Raw genomic sequence first — 23,982 nt, forward strand, 5'->3', positions numbered from 1 at the left:
GAATAGAGCCCCCTTTTGAGCAAAATCAGGCGAAGATACTGAGTATCCCGCGTGCGGACTGGATGGCTGCCAGCGTGTCGTCTTCATCGTTGCCAGCGGCATTCTGGCGGCGGCCATTCTGGTTCTGGTTGAATTGCTGTTGCCGATTTCCGGATTGTCCGCTGGAAACCTGTGCATCGGCAAGAGCTATACCACTGGAAGCCATCATGGAAACCAGTTTCGGCATGTTGTTTTCGATTATTTCACGGGTTGCCGGCACCGCCGAGGTAAAAATCACCTGCGCCTGGTCATTGCCATTCATTTTCAGTGTGACTTCCACCGGTCCCAATTGCGGTGGATTGACCTGAATGGTGGCCTTGTCCATTTTCATGCTGACCATGGACAGGACCTGGTCGCCCAGCGCCTTTGACCAATTCGGGTCGGTCATCGGCTGCGAGATGGTCAGTGTCTTGTTCTGGCTGGCCTGGGCCGCCTGTGCGGCCTGATTGGCACTCTGGCTGGCCGATGCCAGCTGATCGGCATTGGGCGGCAAAAATTGCTGCGCGCTGCCGTCATTGGCCGGCAATTCTTGCGCCGACCGCTTCAGCGCGGCGGCGCCCTGCAGCAGTGGATCGATACCCGCGTTCTTGATGCCGGCAGTCAGGGCGTCACCGGTATTGGCCGCGACGACAGGCTTGTCCTGCACCGGCTGCACCGGCAGGGCGGCCTGCAGCATGGGCAAGGCCGCCAGCAGCATATTGGGGGAGGCATCGGCCGCCGCGGCATCGTCAGACGCTGCAGAATCCTTGCTCTGCTTGCCTTTGCCGTCGTCGCCACTGTCGGTCACCTGCCCGGACAAGGCATTATTCAGGTTGCCGATCTGCGCCCCCAGCAAGCTGGCAAACAGGCCGCCACCATCTTGCGGACTGGCATCCGCCTGCCCCTGCGGCATGGCTGTTTTGGCGCTGGTCGCCGGAATTACGGTAATCGTCATGGCCGAAACCCCTTGGAAAGATGCAGGCATTGCAGCAATTTACATGCCAGCTTCCAAGCGACAGCCCAAGCTCCCGCATCAGCGGCAATTAATTTTATTAATGCGAATCATTATCTTTTGCATTACAATAAACCCATTCCCGTACCGCTGCCGGCGAAGCATCCCACACGCCCGCCGGCCCGGCCATTACTGTCAGTTTTCAGCAAGGAGCACCGTCCAGATGTCCAGCCCTTCCACCCGCTTTGCCAAAATCAGCCTGCTGCTCGCCACCCTGTTTGCCGGCAGCGCCCATGCCGCCCCCAGCGCCGAAGGCATCGTGGTGTACAACGCCCAGCATGAAAGCCTGACCAAATCCTGGGTGGAAGGCTTTACCAAGGAAACCGGCATCAAGGTGACGGTACGCAATGGCAGCGACAGCGAGATGGGCAACCAGATCGTGCAGGAAGGTGCCTCCTCGCCGGCCGATGTCTTTCTGACCGAAAACTCCCCGGCCATGGTGCTGGTGGACAATGCCAAGCTGCTGGCCCCGCTGTCCCCTGCCACGCTGGCCCAGGTTGACCCGGCCTACCGTCCGGCCCAGGGCAAATGGGTGGGCATTGCCGCCCGCTCCACCGTTTTTGTTTACAACAAGAACCGCCTGACGCCACAGGAGCTGCCCAAGTCACTGCTGGACCTGGCCAAGCCGGAATGGAAAGGCCGCTGGGGCGCCGCACCGGCCGGGGCGGACTTCCAGGCGATTGTGAGCGCCTTGCTGGAACAAAAGGGTGAAGCCGCCACGCTGGCCTGGCTGAAAGCCATGAAAACCAATGCCCTGCCCTACAAGGGCAACAGCGTGGTGATGAAGGCGGTGAATGCCAGCCAGATCGATGGCGGCGTGATCTATCACTATTACTATTTCGGCGACCAGAGCAAGACCGGTGAAAACAGCAAGAATACCGCGCTGCACTACTTCAAGCACCAGGATCCGGGTGCCTTTGTCAGCCTGTCCGGTGGCGGCGTACTGGCTTCGAGCAAGCACAAGGAAGAAGCCCAGGCCTTTCTGAAATGGGTGACCGGCAAGGGTGGCCAGGACATTTTGCGTACCGAGAATTCTTTCGAGTACGCCGTGGGCCTGGGCGCGCAGTCCAACCCCAAGCTGGTGCCGCTGAAGAATCTGGATGCGCCGAAGATCGACGCATCCCGTCTGAACAGCCGCAAGACGGTTGAGCTGATGACCCAGGCCGGCCTGCTGTAACACCATGCCCAGCACGTCATCCAGCACATCGGCTGCCGCCGCGGCGGCCGATACTCTCCACCCCACTACCTCCCCGGAGCTGCGGCTGCCGGGGCGGCGGCTGCCACTGTGGCTCAGCGGCAGCTCGCTGCTGGTATCGCTACTGGCCCTGCTACCGCTGGCCTTCATCATTGCCATTTCCATCCAGACCGGCTGGGAGACGGTGGTGCGGCTGGTCTTTCGACCGCGCGTGGGCGAATTGCTGTTCAATACCAGCCTGCTGGTCGTGCTGACGCTGCCACTGTGCGTGGCGCTGGGCATTGCCATGGCCTGGCTGACCGAACGCAGCAATCTGCCGGCGCGGCGCATCTGGTCGGCCCTGGCCATTGCGCCACTGGCCGTACCCGCTTTTGTACACAGTTATGCCTGGATCAGCCTGCTGCCGGCCTTCAACGGCCTGGCGGCAGCGGTGCTGCTGTCGGTCATCGCCTATTTCCCCTTCATTTATCTGCCGGCCGCCGCTGCGCTGCGGCGCATGGACCCGGCGCTGGAGGACAGTGCCGCGGCGCTGGGGCTGGCACCGTGGGCAGTATTCCGCCGCGTCACCCTGCCGCAACTGCGGCTGGCGATCTGGGGCGGCGGCCTGCTGGTCAGCCTGCACCTGCTGGCAGAATATGGCTTGTATGCCATGATCCGCTTCGACACCTTCACTACCGCGATTTTTGACCAGTTCCAGTCCAGCTTTAACGGCCCGGCAGCCAATATGCTGGCCGGCGTGCTGGCCCTGTGCTGTCTGCTGCTGCTCAGCGCCGAAGCTGCCAGCCGCGGTACCGCCCGCTACGCCCGTGTAGGCGCGGGTTCGGCACGCCAGGCTGTACCGGCGCGGCTGGGCTGGCGCTGGGGACTGCCGTCCCTGCTGCTGTGCCTGGCTACGGCGGCACTGACCCTGGGCGTGCCACTGCTGACCCTGGGCCACTGGCTGTGGGAGGGTGGAGGCGAAGCATGGCACAACGCTGCGCTGTGGCCGGCATTGCGGCAGACCTTGCTGTTTGGCGCCGCCGGGGCGGTGCTGACGGTACTGGCAGCCGTGCCGCTGGCCTGGCTGTCGGTACGCGCGCCCAGCCGCCTGCAACGGCTGCAGGAAGGCTGCAATTACATTACCAGCGCCCTGCCCGGCATCGTCACCGCCCTGGCGCTGGTCACCATCACCATCAACTTTGCCCGGCCGCTATACCAGACAGTGCTCACCATTCTGCTGGCCTATTTGCTGATGTTCCTGCCACGTGCGCTGATCAGCCTGCGCGCCGGCATCGCCCAGGCACCGGCCGAGCTGGAAAATGCCGCCCGCAGCCTGGGCTGCACGCCCGGCAGGGCCTTGTGGCGGGTGACCCTGCGGCTGGCCGCGCCGGGTGCCGCCGCCGGGATGGCCATGGTCTTTCTGGCCATCAGCAACGAGCTGACCGCCACCCTGCTGCTGGCCCCCAATGGCACCCGCACCCTGGCCACCGGCTTCTGGGCCATGACCAGCGAAATCGACTACATCGCCGCGGCGCCTTATGCGCTGCTGATGGTGGTGCTGTCGCTGCCGCTGACCTGGCTGCTCCATTACCATTCCAAACGGACTGCTGGACGATGAGCTCCCTGCATCTGCACCAACTGTGCAAACACTACGGCAGCGTCAAGGCTGTCGATCATGTTTCCCTGCATGCCACCGCCGGCAGCCGGCTGGCCATTGTCGGTCCTTCCGGCTCCGGCAAGACCACCTTGCTGCGCATGATCGCCGGCTTCGAGTTTCCCGATAGCGGCAGCATCAGCCTGAATGGCCAGACCCTGGCCGCAGACGGCCGGGCCCTGCCCGCCCATCTGCGGCGCATTGGTTATGTGGCGCAGGATGGCGCGCTGTTTCCACACCTGACAGTGGCCGACAATATCGGCTTCGGCCTGACTGACAAGGGCCACGCCCGCCAGCAGCGCATTGCCGAGCTGGTAGAGATGGTGGCGCTGGATCAGCACATGCTGCAGCGCTGGCCACATGAACTGTCCGGCGGCCAGCAGCAGCGCGTGGCGCTGGCGCGGGCGCTGGCCCAGCAGCCGCAGCTGATGTTGCTGGATGAACCCTTCTCGGCACTGGATACCGGCTTGCGCGCCGCCATGCGCCAGATGGTGGCGCAGCTGCTGGGCGAGGCCGGCATCAGCGCCATCCTGGTTACCCACGACCAGGCCGAGGCGCTGTCCTTTGCCGACCAGCTGGCGGTGATGCGTCAGGGAAGGCTGATCCAGTCCGGCACGCCACAGCAGCTATACAGCCAGCCGGCCGACGAGACCACCGCGCTGTTTCTGGGCGAGGCGCTTATCCTGCCGGCGCAGGTCAAGGCCGGCCAGGCACAGTGTGCCTTGGGGGAGATTGCCGTCAATGACGGACAGTTCTGCGGCGCAGGCCGCATCATGCTGCGCCCGGAACAACTGACGCTACAGGCCGAGGCTGGCGCTGCGTCAGCGGTGATGGCGCAAGTGGTGGAGTGTGATTTTGGCGGCCATTCCAGCCTGCTCAGCCTGCGCCTGCCCGAGCTGGCCAGCCCGCTGCAATTGCGCAGTGCCAGCTGGCCGCTGCCAGCGCGTGGCAGCATGGTGGCACTGACGGTGCAAGGCCGCGCCCATTTGCTGCCGGCCTGACCCTGCAGACCGGCGCGGCTCAGTCCTCGCCGTGAGTCTGGTCCCAGAAGCGACGGGTGGCAAACTCATCCGTCGCTTTTTGTTCGCGCCGCGCCTGCAGCAGTTGCTCGCGCTCGCGTTCACGCTCCAGCAGCTTTTCATAGGCCTTGAGCTTTTTATGCTCGTTGCGCCAGGCCTGGCGCTCCATGATGAAACGCTGCTTGGCGAATTCGGTATCGCCCTGCTGGATGCGCACGGCTTCGTCGAGCCGGCCAAGGAATTTCTGAAAGTCCTGCCACTGGGCGATGCTCATGCCCTTCATGCCGCCGGTGGTCAGCCGCTCGCGGTATTCATTGCGGAAATTTTCCAGCTGCTCCTGCCGGCTCATCGCATCCAGCACCTTGGCCTGTGCCTGACGCATGCGTTCGGCGGCAGCGGCCTGCTTGTCCTCGGCCAGCTTGATCAGGAAGGTGTATTTGCTTTGCGCCATGGCTTAGCCGCTCACGCCAGCACACTGTCCAGCTGCAACTGACTGCTGGTGTAGTCCTGTGACTCATGCATGGGCTGGGTCAGAAAACTGGTCATTTGCAGCTGGCGGCGCATGGCTTCGTCCAGCACCGGGTCGGACCCCGGCACATAGGCGCCGACGCTGATCAGGTCGCGGTTGCGCTGATAACGCGAATACAGCTGCTTGAAATAGCGCGCCTGGTCCATCTGCTTGGGTGGCACCACGTCCACCATCACCCGGCTGATGGACTGTTCGATGTCGATGGCCGGATAGTGGCCGGCTTCGGCCAGTTCGCGCGACAACACGAAGTGACCGTCCAGAATCGCCCGCGCCGAGTCGGCAATCGGGTCTTGCTGGTCATCGCCTTCGGACAGCACAGTGTAGAAGCCGGTAATGGAGCCGCCACCGTTGGCGGCATTGCCGGCGCGCTCGATCAACTGCGGCAGACGGGCAAACACCGAAGGCGGGTAGCCCTTGGTCACCGGCGGTTCGCCAATGGCCAGGGCGATTTCGCGCTGGGCCATGGCGTAACGGGTGACCGAATCCATCAGCAGCAGCACATCCTTGCCCTGGGCACGGAAATATTCGGCCAGCGCGGTGGCATAAGCTGCGCCGTGCAGGCGCATCAGCGGCGGCATGTCGGCAGGAGCCGCCACCACCACGGCGCGGGCGATGCCCTCCTCGCCCAGGATGTTTTCGATGAAGTCCTTGACCTCACGGCCCCGCTCGCCGATCAGCCCCACCACCACCACATCGGCGCGGGTAAAGCGTGCCATCATGCCCAGCAGTACCGATTTGCCGACACCGGAGCCGGCAAACAGGCCCAGCCGCTGGCCGCGCCCCACGGTCAGCAGACCGTTGATGGCGCGCACGCCCACATCCAGCACCTGCTTGACCGGCGAGCGGTCCAGCGGGTTCATCGGCTGGCTGTGCAGGGGGAAATAGGCTTCGGGATGGATGGGCCCCTTGCCGTCCAGCGGCCGGCCCAGCGAATCGAGAATGCGTCCCAGCAGGCTTTCCCCCACCGGCACCTGACGGCCGGCCGGGCCGTTGACGCGAGCCGACACCACATTCTGCCCATAGCAGGGCGGGTGCGATGGCACCAGCGGACGCACCGGGGTGCCGGGCAACAGGCCATGTACATTGGCCAGCGGCATCAGGTAGACGCGGTCGCCGGAGAAACCCACCACTTCGGCTTCCACCACATGCCGGTCGGCCAGTTCCACCTGACAGGCACTGCCCACTGGCAGCTTGATACCGGTGGCCTCCATCACCATGCCGGTGACGCGCAACAGCCGGCCGCAGGGTTGCCATAGCGCGGCATCCTGCGCGGCGCGGCCGCAATCGCTCAGAAAGGCGCGTTGTCGATCAATCAGCGAGGTCATCTTGTGCGGCATCCAGCCCCAGTGCACTGCTTAGCGCGGCCAGCCGTGATGCCAGCCGCAGATCCAGCTGCAGCGAGGAGGTATCGATGATGCAGCCACCGCGCTGGATGTGGGCATCTTCTATCCATTGCCATTGGGTTTCCGGTGTTTCCTGTTGCAGGAATTCACGGGCGGCGGCCAGATCGGCCGGATTGACCCGCAGCCGTGCCTGACTCAGGTTGGCAGGCAATTCGCCCAGCACCTGGCGCAGCTGGGCGACGATGGCAGTGTCGCTGTGGGCAATGTGTTCACCGGCCAGCCGCTCGGCCAATTGCAGGGCCAGTTGCAGCAGTGCGCCGGAAAGCTCTTCCTCCACCCTGGCCAGTTCGCGGGCGAAATTGCCGGACAGCTCCTGCAGCGGCGCCCACAGCTGGGCAAACTGTTCGCTTGCCTGATCGTGGCCTTGCTGCATGCCGCGCGCCAGTCCTTCGGCATGGCCGGCCTGCACGCCTTCGTCGTAGCCGGTTTGCCAGGCTTCCTGATGAATGGCTTCCAGTTCGGAGGCGGTGGGATAGCCGACGGCCTCTTCCTGCGCAGCAGCTTCTGCGGCGGCAGCAGCGGCCGCCTCGGCCTGCTCTTCGGCCATTTCAGCGGCTGCCGCCGTGGGAGCCTGCTCCAGATGACGGCGCAAGGCATCCAGCCCGGCCAGCTGGCTGGGGCTGAATTCGCCATCGTCCTGGCTCAGCTCGGCCGGCATCCAGCTGCTCCAGCCTTGCAGCTGCTCGCCCGGAATAATCGGATTATTCGACAAGGCCTTCGTCACCACCCTTGCTGCCTAGCACGATCTGGCCATCGTCGGCCAGCTTGCGTACGACTTTGAGGATTTCCTTCTGTTCGGCCTCGACTTCGGACAGCTTGACCGGTCCCTTGGATTCCAGGTCGTCACGCAGCATTTCGGCAGCACGTTGCGACATATTGCGGAAGATCTTGTCCTTGAGCTCGGCACTGGTGCCCTTGAGCGCCACCACCAGCGAATCGGACTGCACTTCGCGCAGAATGGTCTGGATGGAACGGTCGTCGATGTCGAGGATGTTTTCGAACACAAACATCTTGTCCTGGATGCGCTGTGCCAGTTCCGGGTCGTATTCGCGGATGTAGTTGAGCGCCGAGCCTTCCACATTGGAACCCATGAAGTTGAGGATTTCCGCGGTAAGGCTGATGCCGCCGGAAGCACTCTTCTTGATGCGGTCCGAACCGGACAAGAGCTGGGTGAGCACGTCGTTGAGCTCGCGCAGCGCCTGCGGCTGTACCCCTTCCAGGGTGGCGGTACGGATCAGCACCTCGTTGCGCAAGCGCTCGGGGAAGAAGGCCAGGATGGAGCTGGACAGGTCCGGCTCCAGGTGTACCAGGATGGTGGCGATGATCTGCGGGTGTTCGTGGCGGATCAGGTCGGCCGCCGAGGACGGGTCCATCCACTTCAGGCTTTCGATGCCGCTGTGGTCGTTGCCCTGCATGATCTTGTCCAGCAGGTTGGCCGCCTTGTCCGGCCCCAGCGCCTCGATCAGCACATTGCGCAGGTATTCGTCCGAGGCACCAATGCTGGCGCGGGCCGCACATTCTTCGCGGAATTTGCCGACGATGTCGTCGATCTGGTCGTAGCTCAGATTATTGATGGCCGCCATGGCCAGCGAAATCTTCTGCACTTCCTTGGGACCAAGATACTTGAATACCTCTACCGCCTCGGCCTGACCCAGGCTGAACAGCAGTACGGCACTGCGATGCACACCGTTATCACTCATCGGAGCTGATCCATTCCTTGATGATCTGGGCGGCCATGCGCGGATCAGACTTCACCAGCTCGCGCGCGGCTTCCAGATTAAGGTTGTACTGACGCATCTGGGCATCCTTGGGATTTTCCGGCGTGCCATCGGCATTGGTGCCGGCCGCGGCCTTGCCACCCGCAGCGGCCGCCGCACCGCCTTCATCATCCCCCGCCACCGCCAGCAATCGACCACCGGCATCGGTAAGCGGCCGGCCATCGGCGCCCTTCTTGCCGGGCTCCACCGGTTTGACCAGATCCTTGACAATGGGCCGCACCACGCCGAACAGCAAATACAGCACGGCAATGGTGAGCAAGGCGTATTTGATCAGGCTGGAAGCGTTGTTGCTCAGGTAATCGGTCACCTTTTCCTGCATGGTGACCGGCACGGCAGCATCGGCAAAGGCGGCATTCACCACATTCAGCGTATCGCCGCGCTGGCTGTTATAGCCCATGGTCTCCTTGACCAGATTGTTGATCTGCTGGATTTCCTGGGCAGTCAGCGGCGTCGGTTTCACTTCGCCGTTCTTGTCCGGCATCTTGCGATAGTTGACCACCACGGCAGCGGACAGGCGCTTCACCACGCCTTGCGGCATCTTGGTGTGCTGGATGGTCTTGTCCACTTCGTAATTGGTGGTGATGTCGCGTTCCAGCGCGCCGGATTGGCCCATGGCCTGACCGGACAGGGTGGCGGTACCCGGCGCAGCACCCGGCGGCAGGGTGATCGGTGCCGAAGCACCAGATGGTGGTTGATTGGACAGTGCACCGGGAACCCCGCCGGCATTGGCAGCGCCACTACCCAGCCGCTCGACGATCTGCTGGCTGCGGGTGGCGGAGGGATTCGGCGTCGAATTGGGACGGTAGCTTTCCGAAGTCTGTTCTACCTCGGAGAAATCCACATTGGCCGTGACCTGGGCGTGGATATTGCCCTGGCCGAATATGGGCTCAAGAATGCTTTCGATGCGCTTGACATAGCCATCTTCCACCTGGCGCACATAGCCCAGCTGGGTCTGGTCCATGCCGGCAGTGTCCTTGTCGGACAGCTTGGACAGCATATTGCCGTCCTGATCCACCACCGTGACATTCTTCACCGGCAGATTGGGCACGGCACTGGACACCAGATGCACGATGCCGGCTACCTGCCCCTGGTCCATGGTGCGACCGCGGAACAGATTGAGCATGACCGATGCGGTGGGCTGCTGCTGGTCGCGCACAAAAACGCTTTGTTTGGGAATGGCAATATGGATGCGGGCAGACTCCACCGAGCCGATGGCTTCGATGGTACGGGCCAGCTCACCCTCGATGGCACGCTGGTAATTGACCTGTTCGGCAAACTGGCTGATGCCGAATTTCTGGTTGTCCATCAGCTCGAAGCCGACACCACCGGCCTTGGGCAGCCCCTGGGCGGCCAGCCGCAGCCGGGCATCGTAGACCTTGTCGGCCGGCACGGACACCGTACCGCCATCCCCCAATTGATAGGGAATGTTCATCTGCTGCAAGGCAGCGGTGACCTGACCGCCATCGCGGTCGGCAATATTGGAAAACAGGATCTTGTAGCTGGGCTGACGATTGAGCACCGCCGCGCCGACAATGACAGAGAAAAGGGCGGCCAAGGCCACCAGGAAGAGGATTTTTTTATTGTTGGGAAGCGACTTGAAACGATCAGACGCATCGTTAAGCCGGGTTCGCCAAACAGGAGTCGCGTTTTGTTCTGCCAGATCAGCCATACAGTGGTTTTAGTTTCAAGTGCAGCCACTGCCGGCAACATGGATATGTATGCGGCCAGGCTACACCTGGGTATTCATGATTTCCTGATAGGCGGACACCAGCTTGTTGCGCGCCTGGACCATGGTCTGGAACGACAGGCTGGCTTTCTGCAAGGAGACCATCACGTCCTGCAGGTTAACCCCCTCATCTCCCAACTCGAACTGCTTCTGCATTTCCTGCGAAGTTTGTTGAGCAGAATTCACCTGCTCAATCGTGGATTTGAGAACATCGGCAAAGTCAACTTGCGACGTGTCCTGCGACTGCGCGGCCGGCTTGCCGCCGGCCAGGGCCGACGCGGCCCGCAGCTCGCTCAACATCTGGTCTACATTATTAATCGACATGGCTACTCCGTACTGCGTACGTCCAGGTCATCCGGATCATCTTCCTGGCCATCTTCCTCGCGGTAGCGCTGCAATTTGTAGCGCAAGGTGCGTTCGCTGATGCCCAGTTTTTCGGCGGCGAGTTTCTTGACCCCTCCAACTGCTGCCAGTGTATCCAGAATATGACGTTTTTCCAGCGTTTTCATGTCGGACTCTGCAGACATGATAGGCGGAACGGTGGTTTCTGTCCGGGTAAGCGGTGTCGAACCGGAAACATCATCCAGCAACAGGTCGGCGGCAATTATTGCCGGTCCGGCGGCAAGAATCACCGCTCGCTGCATGACGTTTTCCAATTCGCGGATGTTACCTTCCCAACTATAGGCCGTCAAATGACGTTCGGCCTCCTCGGAGAGGCTTAATCCGGCACGCCCGGCGGCTTCAGCATATTTCTTAAGCACAAGCCGTGCCAGCGGCAGGATGTCCTCGCGCCGCTCGGCCAGCGCCGGGATGCGCAGCGGGAAAACATTCAGGCGGAAATACAGGTCTTCGCGAAAGCGCCCGGCCTCCACCTCGCCGGCCACATCGCGGTTGGAGGTGGCCAGCACGCGGATATCCAGCTTGATGGTGCGGGTGCTGCCCACCCGCTCCACTTCGCGTTCCTGCAGTACCCGCAGCAGCTTGGCCTGCAGCGGCAGCGGCATTTCGGTGACTTCATCCAGCAGGATGGTGCCGCCCTGTGCCTGCTCGAATTTGCCGGGCAAGGCCTGGGCGGCGCCGGTAAACGCGCCCTTTTCGTGACCAAACAGGGTGGATTCCAGCAGATTGTCCGGAATGGCCGCGCAATTTACCGCCACAAAAGGGCCGTCGTGCCGTCTGGAATGCCGGTGGATGTAACGCGCCAGCACTTCCTTGCCGGCGCCGCTGGGGCCGGTGATCATCACGCTGGCATCGCTGCCGGCCACGCGGCTGGCCAGCGCCAGCAGCTGGCGCATTTGCGGTGATTCCGCCACGGCTTCGTCGCGTTCGCTATCCGGCAGCTTGAGAATGTGCTTTTCCACTTCGGCAATCAGGCTGGCCGGCTCGAAGGGCTTGAGCAGGTAGTGGGTGGCACCGGCCCGCAGCAATTCGATGGCGCGCTCGATGATACCGTAGGCGGTCATCAGGATGAAGGGCACGCCGGGATAACGTGTTTTTACTTCTTCAAACAGGCTATAACCATCCATAGGCGCCATTTGCGCATCGGAAATGATCAGCCCCACCGGGGTTTTCTTCAGCTGCTGCAGGGCGGCGCTGCCATCTCCGGCTTCCAGCGTGGGATAACCGGCCAGGCTGAGGGTGTCGACAATGGCTTCACGCAGGTCGGCGTCGTCTTCGACTACAAGAATGGGCAACTTCATCGCGGATTTCTATACGGTAGGCTGGCGTTGGGCAACCAGCGTGACAAGACGGCTGGCAATGGCGGTGAGCGGCAGGATCTCGTGCTGGCTCTTGAGCGCGATGGCTTCCTTGGGCATGCCGAACACCACGCAACTGGCTTCGTCCTGGGCAATATTGTAGGCACCGGCTTCTTTCAGCTCCAGCATGCCTTGTGCACCATCCCGCCCCATGCCGGTGAGAATGACGCCGATACAGTTTTTGCCAGCCAGATTGGCCGCCGAGCGGAACAGGACATCGACCGAGGGCCGGTGACGATTGACCGGCGGGCCTTGATGCAGCGCGGTGGCATAGCCGATGGTGGCGGCAGACTTGAGCAGCAGGTGGGAGTGGCCGGGGGCGATATACACCGTGCCGGCTTGCAGGCGCTCGCCATCCTCGGCTTCCTTTACCTGCAGCTGGCACAGCGAATCCAGCCTGGCGGCAAAGGATTTGGTAAACAGCTCGGGCATGTGCTGGGTGACCAGGATGGGCGGCATGGTGGCTGGCAGCGCGCTGAGCAGCACGCGCAAGGCTTCGGTGCCGCCGGTGGACGAACCGATCACGATGACGGTCTGGCGTGCCAGCGGGGTGCGTCCGGTCTGGCGTGCCAGGATGACATCTGCGTTATGGCTGGGTACCACTTCCATTGGTACAAATGGTTCCCGGGAGAACTGTCCCATTTATTTCCTTGCAAACATGCCGGTCATGCCGGCTTTATCCAGGTGCCTAGCTTAAAGCCCCACCCGTCTTATGCCAAGATAATCAGTCGGCCGCCGCGCGCAGCGTTTGCCGCAGCTGATCCACCCACAGCGCACTCGCCTGTTCGATCAGGTCCAGCACCCGGTCAAAACCGCCGGGGCCGCCATAGTAGGGATCGGGGACTTCCAGGGTCGGCTGCTGCGCCAGTGGCGCCAGCATGAAATCCAGCCGGGCCTTGCTGCCGGGCGGACACAGTGCGCGCAAGGCGGCCATATTGGCGCGGTCGGCCGCCAGGATCAGATCAAAGCGTTGAAAATCGGCCGCTGTCACCTGCCGGGCACGCTGCGCCGACAGATCGTAACCGCGTTGCAAGGCCGCCTTGCAGCTGCGCGGGTCTGGTGCTTCACCGATATGGTAGGCATGGGTGCCGGCCGAATCCACCGTCACCAGCTCGTCCAGCCCGGCCTGCTGCACATGGGCGCGCAGCACGCCTTCGGCGGTGGGTGAGCGGCAGATATTGCCCATGCAAACCATCAGGACTGCGTAGTGTTGTTTCATGTCGGGCTCTACTCCATGCGGGCTGCGTTGCCGCCACCTGCTTTCACCATAAACCAATCAGCGCTTGCCGGCTGCCGAAGCCTGGTCCGGCACGGGCCAGTAACGGGCCGCCCAGGCCTGCTGCCCGGCGGCATCCCAGAAGCTCCAGGCCAGCAGCCGACTGCGTTTCTGCCCCTGTGCCATGTCCAGCACCCGGCTTTGCTTGACGCCGGCCTCACGCAGGACGTGGCGCAAGGCCGGCAGGCTGTCGGCGCTGGACAGCAGGCTGGTGAACCAGCAGCAACGCCGGGCAAAGCGCACACTTTCGCCTATCATGCTAGCCACAAAAGCCTGTTCGCCACCGGGATAACATAATTCGTTTTCCTGCCCGCCAAAGTTCAGCAGCGGCTGGCGGCCCTCCGCTTGCCCGCCCTTGCCCAGATTGCGCCATTTTCGCTGGCTGCCGGCAGCGGCTGCCGCCCGCGAGGCATGAAAAGGCGGATTGCACATGGTGACATCGAAATGCTCGCCACTGGCGATGATGTGGCTGAACATGCTGTCAGCATGCGGCTGGTGACGCAATTCGATATGCGCGGCAAAGGCCGGATTGGCCGCCAGAATGGCCTGGCAATTGGCCAGCGCCACCTTGTCGATATCCGCGCCCACGCAGCTCCAGCCATATTCGGCATGGGCCAGCAGGGGGTAGATGGCATTGGCGCCGACACCGATGTCCAGCAGCCGGATGGCATGGCCTTGCGGCAGGCGGCCTTGCTGGCATTCGGCCAGCAGGTCGGCCAGGCAATGCACATAGTCGGCCCGCCCCGGAATGGGCGGGCACAGATAGGCGGCCGGAATGTCCCAGTCGTCAATGCCATACCAGTCGGCCAGCAGCGCGCGGTTGAGCAGCCTGACCGACTGCGGGTTGGCAAAGTCTATGCTGGGCAAGCCATGGGCATTGGGCCGCACATGGCTTTTGAGTGCGGGGCAGGCCTCAAGCAGCCGGGCAAAATCATATTGACCCCGGTGGCGGTTGCGCGGGTGCAGGCGGGGTGCTGGCGACCGCGCCTGGGCATGCGGTTTGGCTGGCATGCAGACTCCTTGATACGGCAATACGGCGAAAAGCCGGCATTGTGCCAGCAATCGGCAGCGGCGTCCGATCCGCGCCCGCCACGCTGTGGTTCAGGGCAGCTTGGGCGCCGGCTGCGTGTCGTAGCGGGCTTCGATCTCACGGTAGGCGCCGCTCTGGCGCAGCAGGGCCAGACCACGGTCGAAGTTGTCGCGCTGCCATGGGTAACGAAAAGCCATCTGGTAGGGAGTGGGACCAAACAGCGGATAGGCGGTGACCGGTGGCAGCCGCCCCTGTTCGGCGCTGATCTCCTGGGTGAAATGGCTGATGATGCGCCAGTCACCCACGATGACATCGACGCGGCCGGCATACAGCAGGCGGTTGCGGATGATCTGATCGCCCTCTTCGCGGTAGCGGGTATTGGCACTGGCCATGGCGGCGAATGCAGGGCCCAGCAGTTGGCGCGCACGCTGGAAGCTGCTGATGGAATAGCGCTGCAGATCATTGATGTCGCGAATCGTCAGCTGGCGCTGGGCCAGGGCCACCGCCACATTGTGGTATTCCAGGTAGGGCTGGGAAAAATAGGCATGCAGCCCGCTGTAGGGATTGGTGGTGGCGATGCCGTCCAGCCGCCCTTGCTGCAACATGCTTTGCAGGCGCTCCATGGGTGCAAAGAATGGTTTCACTTCCATGCCGGCGCGCCGGGCGGCCTCCACCACGATGTCCAGCTCCAGCCCACGACGCTCGGCCTCGAAGACATAGGGTGGCTTGTTGCTGCCAAAGCCGATCTGCAACACCACGCCATTGGCCGGCAAGGCCAGCACCGGCATGCCAAACACCATCCAGCAACATCCCAGCAATACTCTGCCCAGTCTTGTCATCAGCTGCACTGCCTTGCTCTGCGCCGGTCGCCGTCATCGTCAGATGACCGGTCCGTCGCCCAGTTGTCGCCACAGTCCCTGCAGTTGCCACTGCCGGCACCATCCTTCCAGTTCGGCTGCCGGCATGGGCCGGGCAATGCCATAGCCCTGCACCAGGCGGCAGCCCATCTGCAGCAGCACCGCGCCATGCGCCATGGTTTCCACGCCTTCGGCAATCACCTGCCGCTGGAACACATCCGCCAGCTGGATGACACTGGCGACGATGCCCAGATCGTCGACATCTTCCAGCATGCCGGATACAAAGCTCTGATCAATCTTCAGCGTATCCAGTGGCAGCTTGCGCAAGTATGTCAGCGAGGAATAGCCGGTGCCGAAGTCGTCCAGGGCGAAGTGCACGCCCAGTGCGCGGCATTGCTGCAGCACGGCCAGGGCCTGGTCCATGTCGGCCAGGGCCGCCGATTCCAGCACTTCCAGTTCCAGCCGTGCCGGTGGCAGCTGCGGGTAACGTTGCAATGCCTGCTGCAGATGCGGGTAAAAATCGGCATGCAACAAGTAATTGGCACTGACATTGATGCTGATTGCCATGCCCAGACCCTGCGCCTGCCAGCGGGCGGCTTGCGCCACGCCTTCATCCAGCACCCAGCGGCCAAAGGCGGTTTCCAGCTCGCTGCCCTGCAAGGTGGGCAGGAAGGCGGCCGGGGCCAGCAAGCCGCGCTCGGGATGCTGCCAGCGGATCAGCGCTTCCACCCCGATGATGCGGCCGCTGCCCAGGTCGACCTTGGGCTGGTAATACAGCAGGAATTGTTGCTGTTGCAGGGCCAGTTCCAGCGATTCCAGCGTGCGGCGGTGCAGCTGTGCCTTGCGGTCGCTTTCCGGGTCGAACAGCTGGTAGCGGTTCTTGCCGGAGGTCTTGGCCTGGTACATGGCCTGATCGGCGTGGCGCAGCAGGGTGTCGGCATCGGCATCATCCAGCGGGTAGAGGGTAACGCCGACGCTGGCACTGGTGCTGATGCTTGCCGCTGCCAGGCTGACTTCCTGGCGCACTGCGCTGAGTACGCGATCAAGCACCGGAATGCACTCATCATTACCTTCCAGCCCGCACAGCAGCAGGACAAATTCGTCACCACCCAGTCGCGCCAGCGTATCATCGGCGCGCAGCACCGATTTGAGCCGCTCGGTCACCGCAATCAGCAGCTGGTCGCCGGCCTCGTGGCCGTGCAGGTCGTTGACGGCCTTGAAGCCATCCAGATCCAGAAAACACACCGCGCAGGGCTTGCCGCTGCGCCGGCTGCGGATCAGCGCCTGCTCCAGCCGGTCGGACAGCAGGCGGCGATTGGGCACACCGGTCAGCGGGTCAAAATTGGCGATACGATTGAGCTCTGCTTCGTGCGCCTTCAACTGGGTGATATCGGAAAATATGCCGATATAGTGCTGGATCTGGCCAAACTGGTCGCGCACGACCGAGATCGACAGCAGCTCGGCGTACAGATCGCCACTCTTGCGCCGGTTCCAGATTTCACCACGCCAGAAATCATGCTGCCGCACCATGGACCACAATTCCTGATAGAAGGCCGGCCCGTGCTGGCCGGAGGAAAGGATGGCCGGCGAGCGGCCGATGGCTTCCTCTTCGCTGTAGCCGGTGATGCGGGTAAACGCCGCATTGACCTTGGTCATCAGTCCGCTCGGCGACACCACCATGATGCCTTCATAGCTGCTGTCGAACACGATGGCCGCTTCTTTCTGCGCCAGCGCGTAAATCTTGTGTTCGGTGATGTCGGTATGCGTGCCGGACATCATCAGCGGCCGGCCCTGGCCATCGTACTCGACCACCCTGCCCCGCGACAGTATCCAGCGCCAGCCACCGGCCTGACTGCGGCAGCGCATTTCCATTTCATAAGCCGGGGTCTGCCCTGCCAGATGACGCTGCAAGGCCGCTTCCACCTGCGGATAATCTTCCGGATGGATAAGGCCCAGCCAGACCTGGCGGGTGATGGTGATGTCGCCGCTGTCCGGCGGATAGCCCAGCATTTCCTTCCAGCGCTGGCTGACCTGGAAATCGTCGGTCTGGATATTCCAGTCCCAGTACCCCTGGTCGGAGCCTTCCAGCACCCGCGCCAGCTGCTGCTCACGCCGCAGCAGCGTCTGCTCGGCCTGCTTGTTGTGGCTGATGTCGCGCGAAATGCCGAACAGGCCCACCACCTGCCCATCGGCATCGAATACCGGCCCCTTGCTCACCTGGAACACCAGCTCGGAGCCGTCTTGCAGCCGCAGGAACTCTTCGTGTGTGTGCAGCTTGCCGTCTCGCATGATGGCATCATCCAGCGTCATCAGCTCGGCGGCGGAGGCGGCATCAAACAATGCGCGGTCATCCTCGCCGATAATGGCGCTCACCGTACGCCCCACCATGCGGGCGGCAGCGGCATTCACCATCAGGTAGCGCCCCTGCCGGTCCTTGACGAAAATCGCGTCCGGGGTGCCGGCCACTACCGCTTCCAGCAGATTGCGATGGGTTTCATTGCGCCTGGCCAGCTGGCGCAGCAAGCCGCTGAACAAGCTGATGGCCGCGCCGCACAAGGCGAGAAAACCCCATTGCAAGGTCGTGAACGGCTCGGCGGCGCTGCTGTGAAAATGCGGCCTGGCCAGCCAGTCCACCCCGGCCACCGTCAGCGCGGTCGCCAGCAGCCCCGGCCCCATGCCACCCAGCAAGGCACTGAGGATGATGGGGAACATGAACATGATGAGCATGGGCCGCTGGTACACGCTGATCGGCAGCTGCTGGCGCAGGCCCAGCACAGCCAGCGCCAGCAGCACGGCAAACAGATAGCCCAGCCAGGGGGCGATGCGGACATGGCCCACGCGCTCGGCCCAGTTTTCCAGCAAGCCCGCCGCCGGCGACGGTTCTGCCGCCGGCACGGCGCGCAGGGAAAAGTACAGCATGACGGTGGTGATCAGGACGAACACGCCACCTTTGTAGGTGGACAGCAGACGCATGGTGTCCGCATCGGCCAGCAGGCTGAGCAGGCTGTCCGACAGCAGGATCCACAGCATGGCCAGCACGCCATAGGCGATGACAACCAGGCGGATATAACGATTACGCACAGACGCGACCATGCCAGCCATGACCTTGAACGGTGAAGGGACTGCCTCGAAAAGGCCGGCCCGACCCTGACGGCCTTGCAGTCAACAGGCGGGCGGACCATGCGGAAAATGCATGCCAGAAACCGCTGATTATTTATGTATTTCCATCAAAAAATCCATCTTTTGATAGAAAATCATTAAACCCGCTGGTTTTCCTGCTGATTTGCCGCAGTCAGCACCACGTCAACGCAGCCGGAAGCGGGCCACGATGGCGTGAATATGCTCGACCTGGCTGTCCAGCGCGCTCAGCGCTTGGTTGGTGGCATCCACCTCGCTGCGGGTTTCCGAGGCATTGCCGGCGATGCCGCTGACATCATTGGCCACCTCGGCGCAGCTTTGCTGCTGGACTGCCACTTTCTGGCTGACGCTGCCAACCAGCTGCACCACCTGATCCGATTGCAGGCTGATGCTTTTCACCGCCTCACCAGCCTGGCTGATATTGTCCACACTGGTACTGACACTGGCTTCGACCGCTTGCATGTCACGCACCGCCACCTGCACCTGGCTGCCGATGGATTTGACGATGATGTCGATTTCGCCGGTAGAACGGCTGGTGGAGTCCGCCAGCTTGCGCACCTCGTCCGCCACCACGGCAAAACCACGGCCTGATTCGCCGGCCCGCGCAGCTTCGATGGCCGCATTCAGTGCCAGCAGGTTGGTCTGGTCGGCCAGCGACTCGATCACCCCGACGATCTTGGTAATGGCGGCACTGGAGTCCTGCAACTGATGCAGGCAGGCTGCCGTCTGCCCCACGGCGGCTGATACCGAACGGATATCACCCAAGGCGGTCTGGATGGCTTCGTTGTTCTGTCTTGCCTGCACGGCGGACTCCGAACACAGCGCTGCTGCCTGGCCGGTCTTTTGCAGGATGTCCAGCATGCCGCCATTGAGCTGCTGCAATTCCTGGTCGATATGCTGCGAAGCACGCTCCCCGGCCTCGGCCACCGCGCTCAGATGCTGCGAAGTACTGCCCATATTGCGATTGGCCGTCACCACCTGCTGCAAGCGCTGCTCCACTTCCAGCATGCTGTCCTGCAAGGCTTGCAGCAGATTGTTCAGCGCCTTGCCGGCCCGTTCGGCCTGCTTGCTGCACAAGCCTTCCACCCGGCAGGTCAGGTCGAAATTGTCAGCGACTGCAATCATGGTTTTCTCAATGCGCCGCAAATCGTAAATCTGCTTGAAAGTCAGATATTGCCGATAGACCACGAACAGACCGAATAACAGCAGCAAACCCAGAACCAGCGTCACGTTCAGCATGGTATTGCGCTGGCTGGCCTGCAACGGTGCCAGCTTTTGCGCCAGCTGCGCCGGCGTCAGATGGTAGTAAACCAGCCAGGGCTTGTCGCTGTGAATCTGCAAGGGCAGGCTGAGCAAGGCCCCGCCCTGGGCCTCGGCCTGGCTCTTGCCGGACAGCAGATCCGCCAGCACGGTGTTGCGCCGGTCGAAGATGCGGATGCCGCGCTCGGCATTCACCAGCGCAAAGCTGGCCGCCTCGGCCGGCATTTTCAGCCCGGCCTTGGCCGCTTCTACCCGGTCTTTGTCGGTCAGCACCAGATAAGGCATGTCCAGCAGCGCGGCCTCGAAAACATTGGCACGGACAATGGCAGAGATCACCCCGATAAACGCGTGCTCGTTGCTGTAAACCGGCACCGAATACAGGAAACCGGAAGCGTCATACACATTGCACTTGGATTTGGAGTAGTACTGGGTATTGTCACAGGTGCGCATCAGCGGCGAGGTGGCTGCAGGAATATCATTCAGCACCTTGAAGTTGAAGCGCGGATAGGCTGCTTTCAGCTCGGCCAGCTGGCGCGGGAAATAGCTGTACTCCTCGTCCTCCATCTCTTCGGGCTTGTCCGGGTCCTTGCTCTTGGCTTCGTCTTCTTCTTTCTTGCCGGCCTCCGGCTCCAGCCGCACGGTGTCAAACATGAAAAACGGCACTTGGCCTTTTTTGTAGTCCAGCCCGTCCATCACCGCATACACCTCGGATACCCGGGTACGGCTGACCATATTGTTGAAAATCTGCTGGACCGTATTGAAAGCATCGGCAGTAAAGCGATGGCCGGCCACCACATCTTCTTTTTCGTCGCCACGGTTGCCGCCATGAATCTGCCGCACACTGGGCAACAGGCTGATGGTGCGACTGTTTTCATAGATGGTATTGAACATGTCCTGCAGCTGGCGGCGCTTGCCTTCCAGTTGCGGCATGGCCTCCTGCTGGATCACCTGCTGCCGGGCTTCCGCCAGTCGCTCGGCATACAGATGGCGCAACCACCACTGACTGGCGACAAACAAGATGGCAAACAGCAGCAGCAGCCAGAACAGCCGGTTGTAAAGGAATGCTCTCCAGGGAGACAAACGTGTTTTTGCCATGTCGACGCGTTTTCCGATGAAATATGACAAACAGAAAAATGCCATTACCTCTGTTATAGAAAATTTTTAGTCGACATCAGCCTGTTTTCACCTTAATCGCTGCCGCTACCCATTCCACCCTCACTATTTAGTGACTAAAAACAGCAAATGACATCGCATCCTGTTTAAAAACTACGGCCATGTCAGCGCCAGCCACGCTGGCGTTGACATCCGCACAGGCCACAGCAAACCGTCTTGGCAAACCTGCCTTGCGCTGGCGCAACATTTAAATGACATTCAAATATAAAATCAGCAGTGGTGCCAACATGCTATAGAGTAAGGGCGGGGTCGCCGCGCGTGCGGCTTGCCGGCAGGGCAGCCGGGCAGAGCCGGACGGGGCAAACAGGTGGCATGCCGCGCTCGGCAGCAAACACATGACAGGTCTGAAAGGGGAATAAATGAGCATCGCCAGAAAAATGCTGTTACTCAGTGCGATAACGATTCTGGGCTTTATCGCCATCGGCGTGGCAGTGTTCATCAGCCTTGGCAATCTGCAAAGCAACCAGAATGACCTGACCCGCCGCACGGAACATATCCAGCGCCTCTTGGAGGTGAAAGCCAGCGCCCTTTCCACCATCCAGCTGGACCCCACCACCGTGGAAACCGCCAAGATATTTTCCGATGCCGAAAAAAACATCGAGCTGCAACTGGGCCAGCTGGAAAAGCTGGCCCGCCGACCGGCCATCCAGGAGCAGGCCAGGCAGATCAGGGCGCAATGGCAACGCTATGACCAGGACTCGCATGCGCTGATGAACCAGGCCAAGACCGATGCCAAGGCAGCCAATGATCAGTTGATCCCCTTGTACAACAAGGAATTCCTGCCGCTGCAACACACCGTGGAAGCGGCCATCAGCAGCATGAGCAAGGATTGTGACAGCTCCAAGGCCAAGGTGGCCGAGCTGCTGGCCCTGCAGTTCTGGCTGGTGCTGACACCGCTGCTGGTACTGGCCTGCTGCTTGCTGCTGTTTGTCAGCAGCATTTCCCGCAGCCTGAAAACCAGCCTGCAACAGATGCTGCAGGCCTTGCAACAACTGAGTACCGGACAACTGGCAACCCGGCTGCCGGCTGCCGGCAAGGACGAGCTGGCGGACATCGCCCGCGCGGTCAACCAGTTCATCGAACACACCCATGCCATGGTGCAGCAGTTCCAGCAGGGTTCGCAGCAGCTGTCTTCCTCTGCCGTGGTGCTGTATGGCACCGCCAAGGAAATTGTCAGCAGCGTGAACAGCCAGAACGAAGCGGCAGCCTCGATGGCGGCGGCAGTGGAGCAGATGTCGGTCAGCGTCAACCATGTGGCCAACAATGCCGGCACCGCGCTGCAGCTGTCACACAACGCGGGCGAGATTTCCCGTCAGGGCGGGCAGATCATTCACGACGCCGCCGCCGAGATGAGCCACATCGTCAATGCAGTGCACAACGCCAGCGATACGGTACAGGAGCTGAACCAGCACTCGCGCAATATTTCCGCCGTGGTGCAGGTGATCAAGGAAATCGCCGACCAGACCAATCTGCTGGCCTTGAACGCGTCCATCGAGGCGGCGCGCGCTGGCGAACAGGGGCGCGGCTTTGCCGTGGTGGCGGACGAAGTACGCTCGCTGGCGGAACGCACCAGCAGCTCGACCCAGGAAATCGGCAAGATGATCAGCCAGATCCAGGGCAGTACCGACACCGCCGCCCGGGAAATGGAGCAAGTGGTGCTGCGGGTAGGCAGTGGCGAACAGCTGGCCAAGCAGGCCGGCCAGCGCATGGGCGAAATCCAGAGCGGTACCGAACAAGTGATCAGTGCCATCAATGCCATCTCCACCGCCCTGCAGCAGCAAAGCGCCACCAGCCACGAGATTGCCGCCCAGGTGGAAAAAGTGGCCAGGATGACCGAGGACAATCATGGTGCGGCGCGGCACACCTCGGATTCGGCCGGCGAACTGGAGCAGCTGGCAAGCCAGATGCAGGGCGTGGTCAGCCGCTTTCGCACCTGAACGCCTCGGCAGCGGCCAGCGCCGGCAAGCCATGCCGCTGTCTGGCCTTGCGGCATTGCGCATCCCCCGCCCGTACTTCGCGACAGGGCGAGGGGCGCTGGGCATACAGGCTGCAGGACACGGACTGCCCCACTTCACCCTGCAAAGCATGGCAGCGCGGCGCCGGCTGGTTGGTGCCGCGCAAACAGGCATGCCAGGGGCTGGCTTGTTCCAGTACGGTATCGGGCAGACCAAGGCTGACCGCCTCGGCCCAGTAGAAGGAAACACGAAAACTGGCGCAACAGGCGCCACAATCCAGGCATGGATTGAAAGTGACAGTGGCAGGAGCGTTCATCATTCAGCGTGTCAGACAAAGTGATGGACCATCCGCTGGCCGCTAGCAGCCGCAGCAGAGTAGCTGCACCGCGGCCACCTGTGGGTGGTTTCGCACACGGATACAGCCGGGCAGCACTATACCTGCCGGTCATTACTCAGAAAAGTCTGACTTCTACTGCAGCGCAGCAACAGGCCACAGCCCCTGCCGGACCGCTGCCAGGCTAGCGCAAGGCGCATCTCCCTACACAGTCAAAAGCCTGCCTTGTCTGGTCACTTGTCCCCGGGGCAGGTCTGCGCCTGCTGGTTCAGGCCCTGCTGTTCCACCCGGAAACGGGCGATGGTGCGTCCATCCTGCTGTTGTAGCGTGACGACATACAGGCTGTCGAAATCACTGTAGTGCCAGGCCGGCACCTGGGCCGGGTCGGCGCCATAACGGCCCAGCAGTTGCGCCGCCAGCTTGGCCACCAGCCGGTGCTCCCAGGCCACGAACACGGTGGCATCCCGGTTGGCCGGGCTGGTGATGGCGGCCTCCAGCGCGTCCAGCTCATCCAGGCCAAAGTCAGTATTCACCGGCAAGCCCAGACGGATGGCGGTGGGCTCGATGGTGGCCAGCGGGCGGATGTAGTTGTACGGCACGCCGCCGTCTTTCTTGCGGATGCCGGGATTGGGGGCGAACAAGGCAGCCGGACGGTCAAACTTGCGCTGCAGCACTGCCGGCAATGCCAGCGCCCGGTTTAGCCCCTGGCAGCTCAGCTGCCCCAGACCGGCCTCCGGCTTTTCGGCATGGCGAAACAGCACGATGGTTTCATCCGCCAGGCAGATGCTGGACAGCAACAGGCCGGCGCAGAAGGTCAGGGAGGTCAGTGGTTTTTTCATCAGGATGATCCGGAAAAGTCTGCTGGCAGAAAATGCTGGCAGGCTAGCAG

The 23,982-nt window shown here is 62.2% G+C and carries 20 protein-coding genes; 4 read left to right on the top strand and 16 right to left on the bottom strand.

From position 1 onward, the window contains the following. Positions 1–25 precede the first annotated feature (25 nt). Positions 26–973, bottom strand: coding sequence for a flagellar hook-length control protein FliK (locus DFR38_RS03370; RefSeq protein ID WP_059287392.1), 948 nt, complete (start codon positions 971–973; stop codon positions 26–28). A gap of 220 nt (positions 974–1,193) precedes the next feature. Between DFR38_RS03370 and DFR38_RS03375 the strand changes: the two genes are divergently transcribed. Genes DFR38_RS03375 through DFR38_RS03385 form a run of 3 tightly spaced genes read left to right on the top strand, consistent with a single transcriptional unit; the run spans position 1,194 to position 4,859 of the window. Beyond that, on the top strand, positions 1,194–2,207 hold the full coding sequence (locus DFR38_RS03375) for an iron ABC transporter substrate-binding protein (protein WP_110312997.1): 1,014 nt from the start codon (positions 1,194–1,196) through the stop codon (positions 2,205–2,207). A gap of 4 nt (positions 2,208–2,211) precedes the next feature. Continuing rightward, positions 2,212–3,822, top strand: a complete 1,611-nt coding sequence (locus DFR38_RS03380; RefSeq protein ID WP_110312998.1) for an ABC transporter permease — start codon at positions 2,212–2,214, stop codon at positions 3,820–3,822. Further along, positions 3,819–4,859, top strand: coding sequence for an ABC transporter ATP-binding protein (locus DFR38_RS03385; protein WP_110312999.1), 1,041 nt, complete (start codon positions 3,819–3,821; stop codon positions 4,857–4,859). The genes DFR38_RS03380 and DFR38_RS03385 overlap by 4 nt, the downstream gene beginning before the upstream one ends. Positions 4,860–4,878: 19 nt before the next feature. Here the strand turns inward: DFR38_RS03385 and fliJ are convergent, their stop codons facing one another. The 13 genes from fliJ to DFR38_RS03450 form a co-directional block, all read right to left on the bottom strand. Continuing rightward, positions 4,879–5,328 carry a flagellar export protein FliJ gene (gene fliJ, locus DFR38_RS03390; protein ID WP_110313000.1) on the bottom strand — a complete coding sequence of 150 codons (450 nt, stop codon included), beginning with the start codon at positions 5,326–5,328 and terminating at the stop codon, positions 4,879–4,881. Between the two features lie 11 nt (positions 5,329–5,339). Further along, on the bottom strand, positions 5,340–6,731 hold the full coding sequence (gene fliI, locus DFR38_RS03395; RefSeq protein WP_059286237.1) for a flagellar protein export ATPase FliI: 1,392 nt from the start codon (positions 6,729–6,731) through the stop codon (positions 5,340–5,342). Continuing rightward, entirely contained in the window at positions 6,715–7,533 is an 819-nt protein-coding gene (locus DFR38_RS03400; protein ID WP_239688681.1) for a FliH/SctL family protein, read from the bottom strand. Before DFR38_RS03400 ends, fliI begins: the two co-directional genes overlap by 17 nt. Continuing rightward, a complete protein-coding gene (fliG, locus tag DFR38_RS03405; RefSeq protein ID WP_059286226.1) occupies positions 7,511–8,509 on the bottom strand; it encodes a flagellar motor switch protein FliG in 999 nt (332 codons plus the stop codon). Before fliG ends, DFR38_RS03400 begins: the two co-directional genes overlap by 23 nt. After that, positions 8,502–10,256 carry a flagellar basal-body MS-ring/collar protein FliF gene (gene fliF, locus DFR38_RS03410; protein WP_059286227.1) on the bottom strand — a complete coding sequence of 585 codons (1,755 nt, stop codon included), beginning with the start codon at positions 10,254–10,256 and terminating at the stop codon, positions 8,502–8,504. The genes fliG and fliF overlap by 8 nt, the downstream gene beginning before the upstream one ends. A 60-nt stretch (positions 10,257–10,316) precedes the next feature. Next, positions 10,317–10,637 carry a flagellar hook-basal body complex protein FliE gene (fliE, locus tag DFR38_RS03415; protein WP_059286228.1) on the bottom strand — a complete coding sequence of 107 codons (321 nt, stop codon included), beginning with the start codon at positions 10,635–10,637 and terminating at the stop codon, positions 10,317–10,319. Positions 10,638–10,639: 2 nt separating this feature from the next. Next, positions 10,640–12,013 (bottom strand): sigma-54-dependent transcriptional regulator, encoded by a 1,374-nt coding sequence (locus DFR38_RS03420; protein ID WP_059286229.1) that lies wholly within the window; start codon positions 12,011–12,013, stop codon positions 10,640–10,642. Between the two features lie 9 nt (positions 12,014–12,022). Further along, entirely contained in the window at positions 12,023–12,679 is a 657-nt protein-coding gene (locus DFR38_RS03425; RefSeq protein WP_193394285.1) for a chemotaxis protein CheB, read from the bottom strand. A gap of 115 nt (positions 12,680–12,794) precedes the next feature. Next, a complete protein-coding gene (locus tag DFR38_RS03430; protein ID WP_170124151.1) occupies positions 12,795–13,289 on the bottom strand; it encodes a low molecular weight protein-tyrosine-phosphatase in 495 nt (164 codons plus the stop codon). A 57-nt stretch (positions 13,290–13,346) separates the two neighbouring features. Further along, the gene (gene rlmF, locus DFR38_RS03435; protein ID WP_059286231.1) at positions 13,347–14,357 is read right to left on the bottom strand and encodes a 23S rRNA (adenine(1618)-N(6))-methyltransferase RlmF; all 1,011 of its coding nucleotides are present in this window, start codon (positions 14,355–14,357) and stop codon (positions 13,347–13,349) included. A 90-nt stretch (positions 14,358–14,447) separates the two neighbouring features. Next, complete coding sequence (locus tag DFR38_RS03440; protein ID WP_204377481.1) at positions 14,448–15,215, bottom strand: substrate-binding periplasmic protein; 768 nt, start codon at positions 15,213–15,215, stop codon at positions 14,448–14,450. A 39-nt stretch (positions 15,216–15,254) separates the two neighbouring features. Further along, positions 15,255–18,326, bottom strand: a complete 3,072-nt coding sequence (locus tag DFR38_RS03445) for a sensor domain-containing protein (protein ID WP_110313020.1) — start codon at positions 18,324–18,326, stop codon at positions 15,255–15,257. A gap of 210 nt (positions 18,327–18,536) precedes the next feature. Continuing rightward, a complete protein-coding gene (locus DFR38_RS03450) occupies positions 18,537–20,726 on the bottom strand; it encodes a methyl-accepting chemotaxis protein (RefSeq protein ID WP_158527682.1) in 2,190 nt (729 codons plus the stop codon). Between the two features lie 437 nt (positions 20,727–21,163). Here DFR38_RS03450 and DFR38_RS03455 point away from each other — a divergent pair, with 437 nt between their 5' ends. Beyond that, on the top strand, positions 21,164–22,741 hold the full coding sequence (locus DFR38_RS03455; RefSeq protein WP_110313001.1) for a methyl-accepting chemotaxis protein: 1,578 nt from the start codon (positions 21,164–21,166) through the stop codon (positions 22,739–22,741). Here the strand turns inward: DFR38_RS03455 and DFR38_RS03460 are convergent. Both DFR38_RS03460 and DFR38_RS03465 read right to left on the bottom strand, forming a co-directional pair. Beyond that, positions 22,722–23,078, bottom strand: a complete 357-nt coding sequence (locus tag DFR38_RS03460; protein WP_239688682.1) for a YkgJ family cysteine cluster protein — start codon at positions 23,076–23,078, stop codon at positions 22,722–22,724. The two genes, DFR38_RS03455 and DFR38_RS03460, sit on opposite strands and share 20 nt — an antisense overlap. A gap of 248 nt (positions 23,079–23,326) precedes the next feature. Further along, positions 23,327–23,932, bottom strand: coding sequence for a hypothetical protein (locus DFR38_RS03465; RefSeq protein ID WP_110313002.1), 606 nt, complete (start codon positions 23,930–23,932; stop codon positions 23,327–23,329). Between the last annotated feature and the right edge of the window lie 50 nt (positions 23,933–23,982).

Origin of the sequence: Aquitalea magnusonii (assembly GCF_003202035.1) — a bacterium.
Classification (GTDB): domain Bacteria; phylum Pseudomonadota; class Gammaproteobacteria; order Burkholderiales; family Chromobacteriaceae; genus Aquitalea; species Aquitalea magnusonii.

What these genes read in the sequence shown, in the direction of transcription:
- DFR38_RS03370 (WP_059287392.1), bottom strand. Translation starts at nt 973, where the DNA reads ATGACGATTACCGTAATTCCGGCGACCAGCGCCAAAACAGCCATGCCG.
- DFR38_RS03375 (WP_110312997.1), top strand. Translation starts at nt 1,194, where the DNA reads ATGTCCAGCCCTTCCACCCGCTTTGCCAAAATCAGCCTGCTGCTCGCC.
- DFR38_RS03380 (WP_110312998.1), top strand. Translation starts at nt 2,212, where the DNA reads ATGCCCAGCACGTCATCCAGCACATCGGCTGCCGCCGCGGCGGCCGAT.
- DFR38_RS03385 (WP_110312999.1), top strand. Translation starts at nt 3,819, where the DNA reads ATGAGCTCCCTGCATCTGCACCAACTGTGCAAACACTACGGCAGCGTC.
- fliJ (WP_110313000.1), bottom strand. Translation starts at nt 5,328, where the DNA reads ATGGCGCAAAGCAAATACACCTTCCTGATCAAGCTGGCCGAGGACAAG.
- fliI (WP_059286237.1), bottom strand. Translation starts at nt 6,731, where the DNA reads ATGACCTCGCTGATTGATCGACAACGCGCCTTTCTGAGCGATTGCGGC.
- fliG (WP_059286226.1), bottom strand. Translation starts at nt 8,509, where the DNA reads ATGAGTGATAACGGTGTGCATCGCAGTGCCGTACTGCTGTTCAGCCTG.
- fliF (WP_059286227.1), bottom strand. Translation starts at nt 10,256, where the DNA reads ATGGCTGATCTGGCAGAACAAAACGCGACTCCTGTTTGGCGAACCCGG.
- fliE (WP_059286228.1), bottom strand. Translation starts at nt 10,637, where the DNA reads ATGTCGATTAATAATGTAGACCAGATGTTGAGCGAGCTGCGGGCCGCG.
- DFR38_RS03420 (WP_059286229.1), bottom strand. Translation starts at nt 12,013, where the DNA reads ATGAAGTTGCCCATTCTTGTAGTCGAAGACGACGCCGACCTGCGTGAA.
- DFR38_RS03425 (WP_193394285.1), bottom strand. Translation starts at nt 12,679, where the DNA reads ATGGAAGTGGTACCCAGCCATAACGCAGATGTCATCCTGGCACGCCAG.
- DFR38_RS03430 (WP_170124151.1), bottom strand. Translation starts at nt 13,289, where the DNA reads ATGAAACAACACTACGCAGTCCTGATGGTTTGCATGGGCAATATCTGC.
- rlmF (WP_059286231.1), bottom strand. Translation starts at nt 14,357, where the DNA reads ATGCCAGCCAAACCGCATGCCCAGGCGCGGTCGCCAGCACCCCGCCTG.
- DFR38_RS03440 (WP_204377481.1), bottom strand. Translation starts at nt 15,215, where the DNA reads ATGACAAGACTGGGCAGAGTATTGCTGGGATGTTGCTGGATGGTGTTT.
- DFR38_RS03445 (WP_110313020.1), bottom strand. Translation starts at nt 18,326, where the DNA reads ATGGTCGCGTCTGTGCGTAATCGTTATATCCGCCTGGTTGTCATCGCC.
- DFR38_RS03450 (WP_158527682.1), bottom strand. Translation starts at nt 20,726, where the DNA reads ATGGCAAAAACACGTTTGTCTCCCTGGAGAGCATTCCTTTACAACCGG.
- DFR38_RS03455 (WP_110313001.1), top strand. Translation starts at nt 21,164, where the DNA reads ATGAGCATCGCCAGAAAAATGCTGTTACTCAGTGCGATAACGATTCTG.
- DFR38_RS03460 (WP_239688682.1), bottom strand. Translation starts at nt 23,078, where the DNA reads ATGATGAACGCTCCTGCCACTGTCACTTTCAATCCATGCCTGGATTGT.
- DFR38_RS03465 (WP_110313002.1), bottom strand. Translation starts at nt 23,932, where the DNA reads ATGAAAAAACCACTGACCTCCCTGACCTTCTGCGCCGGCCTGTTGCTG.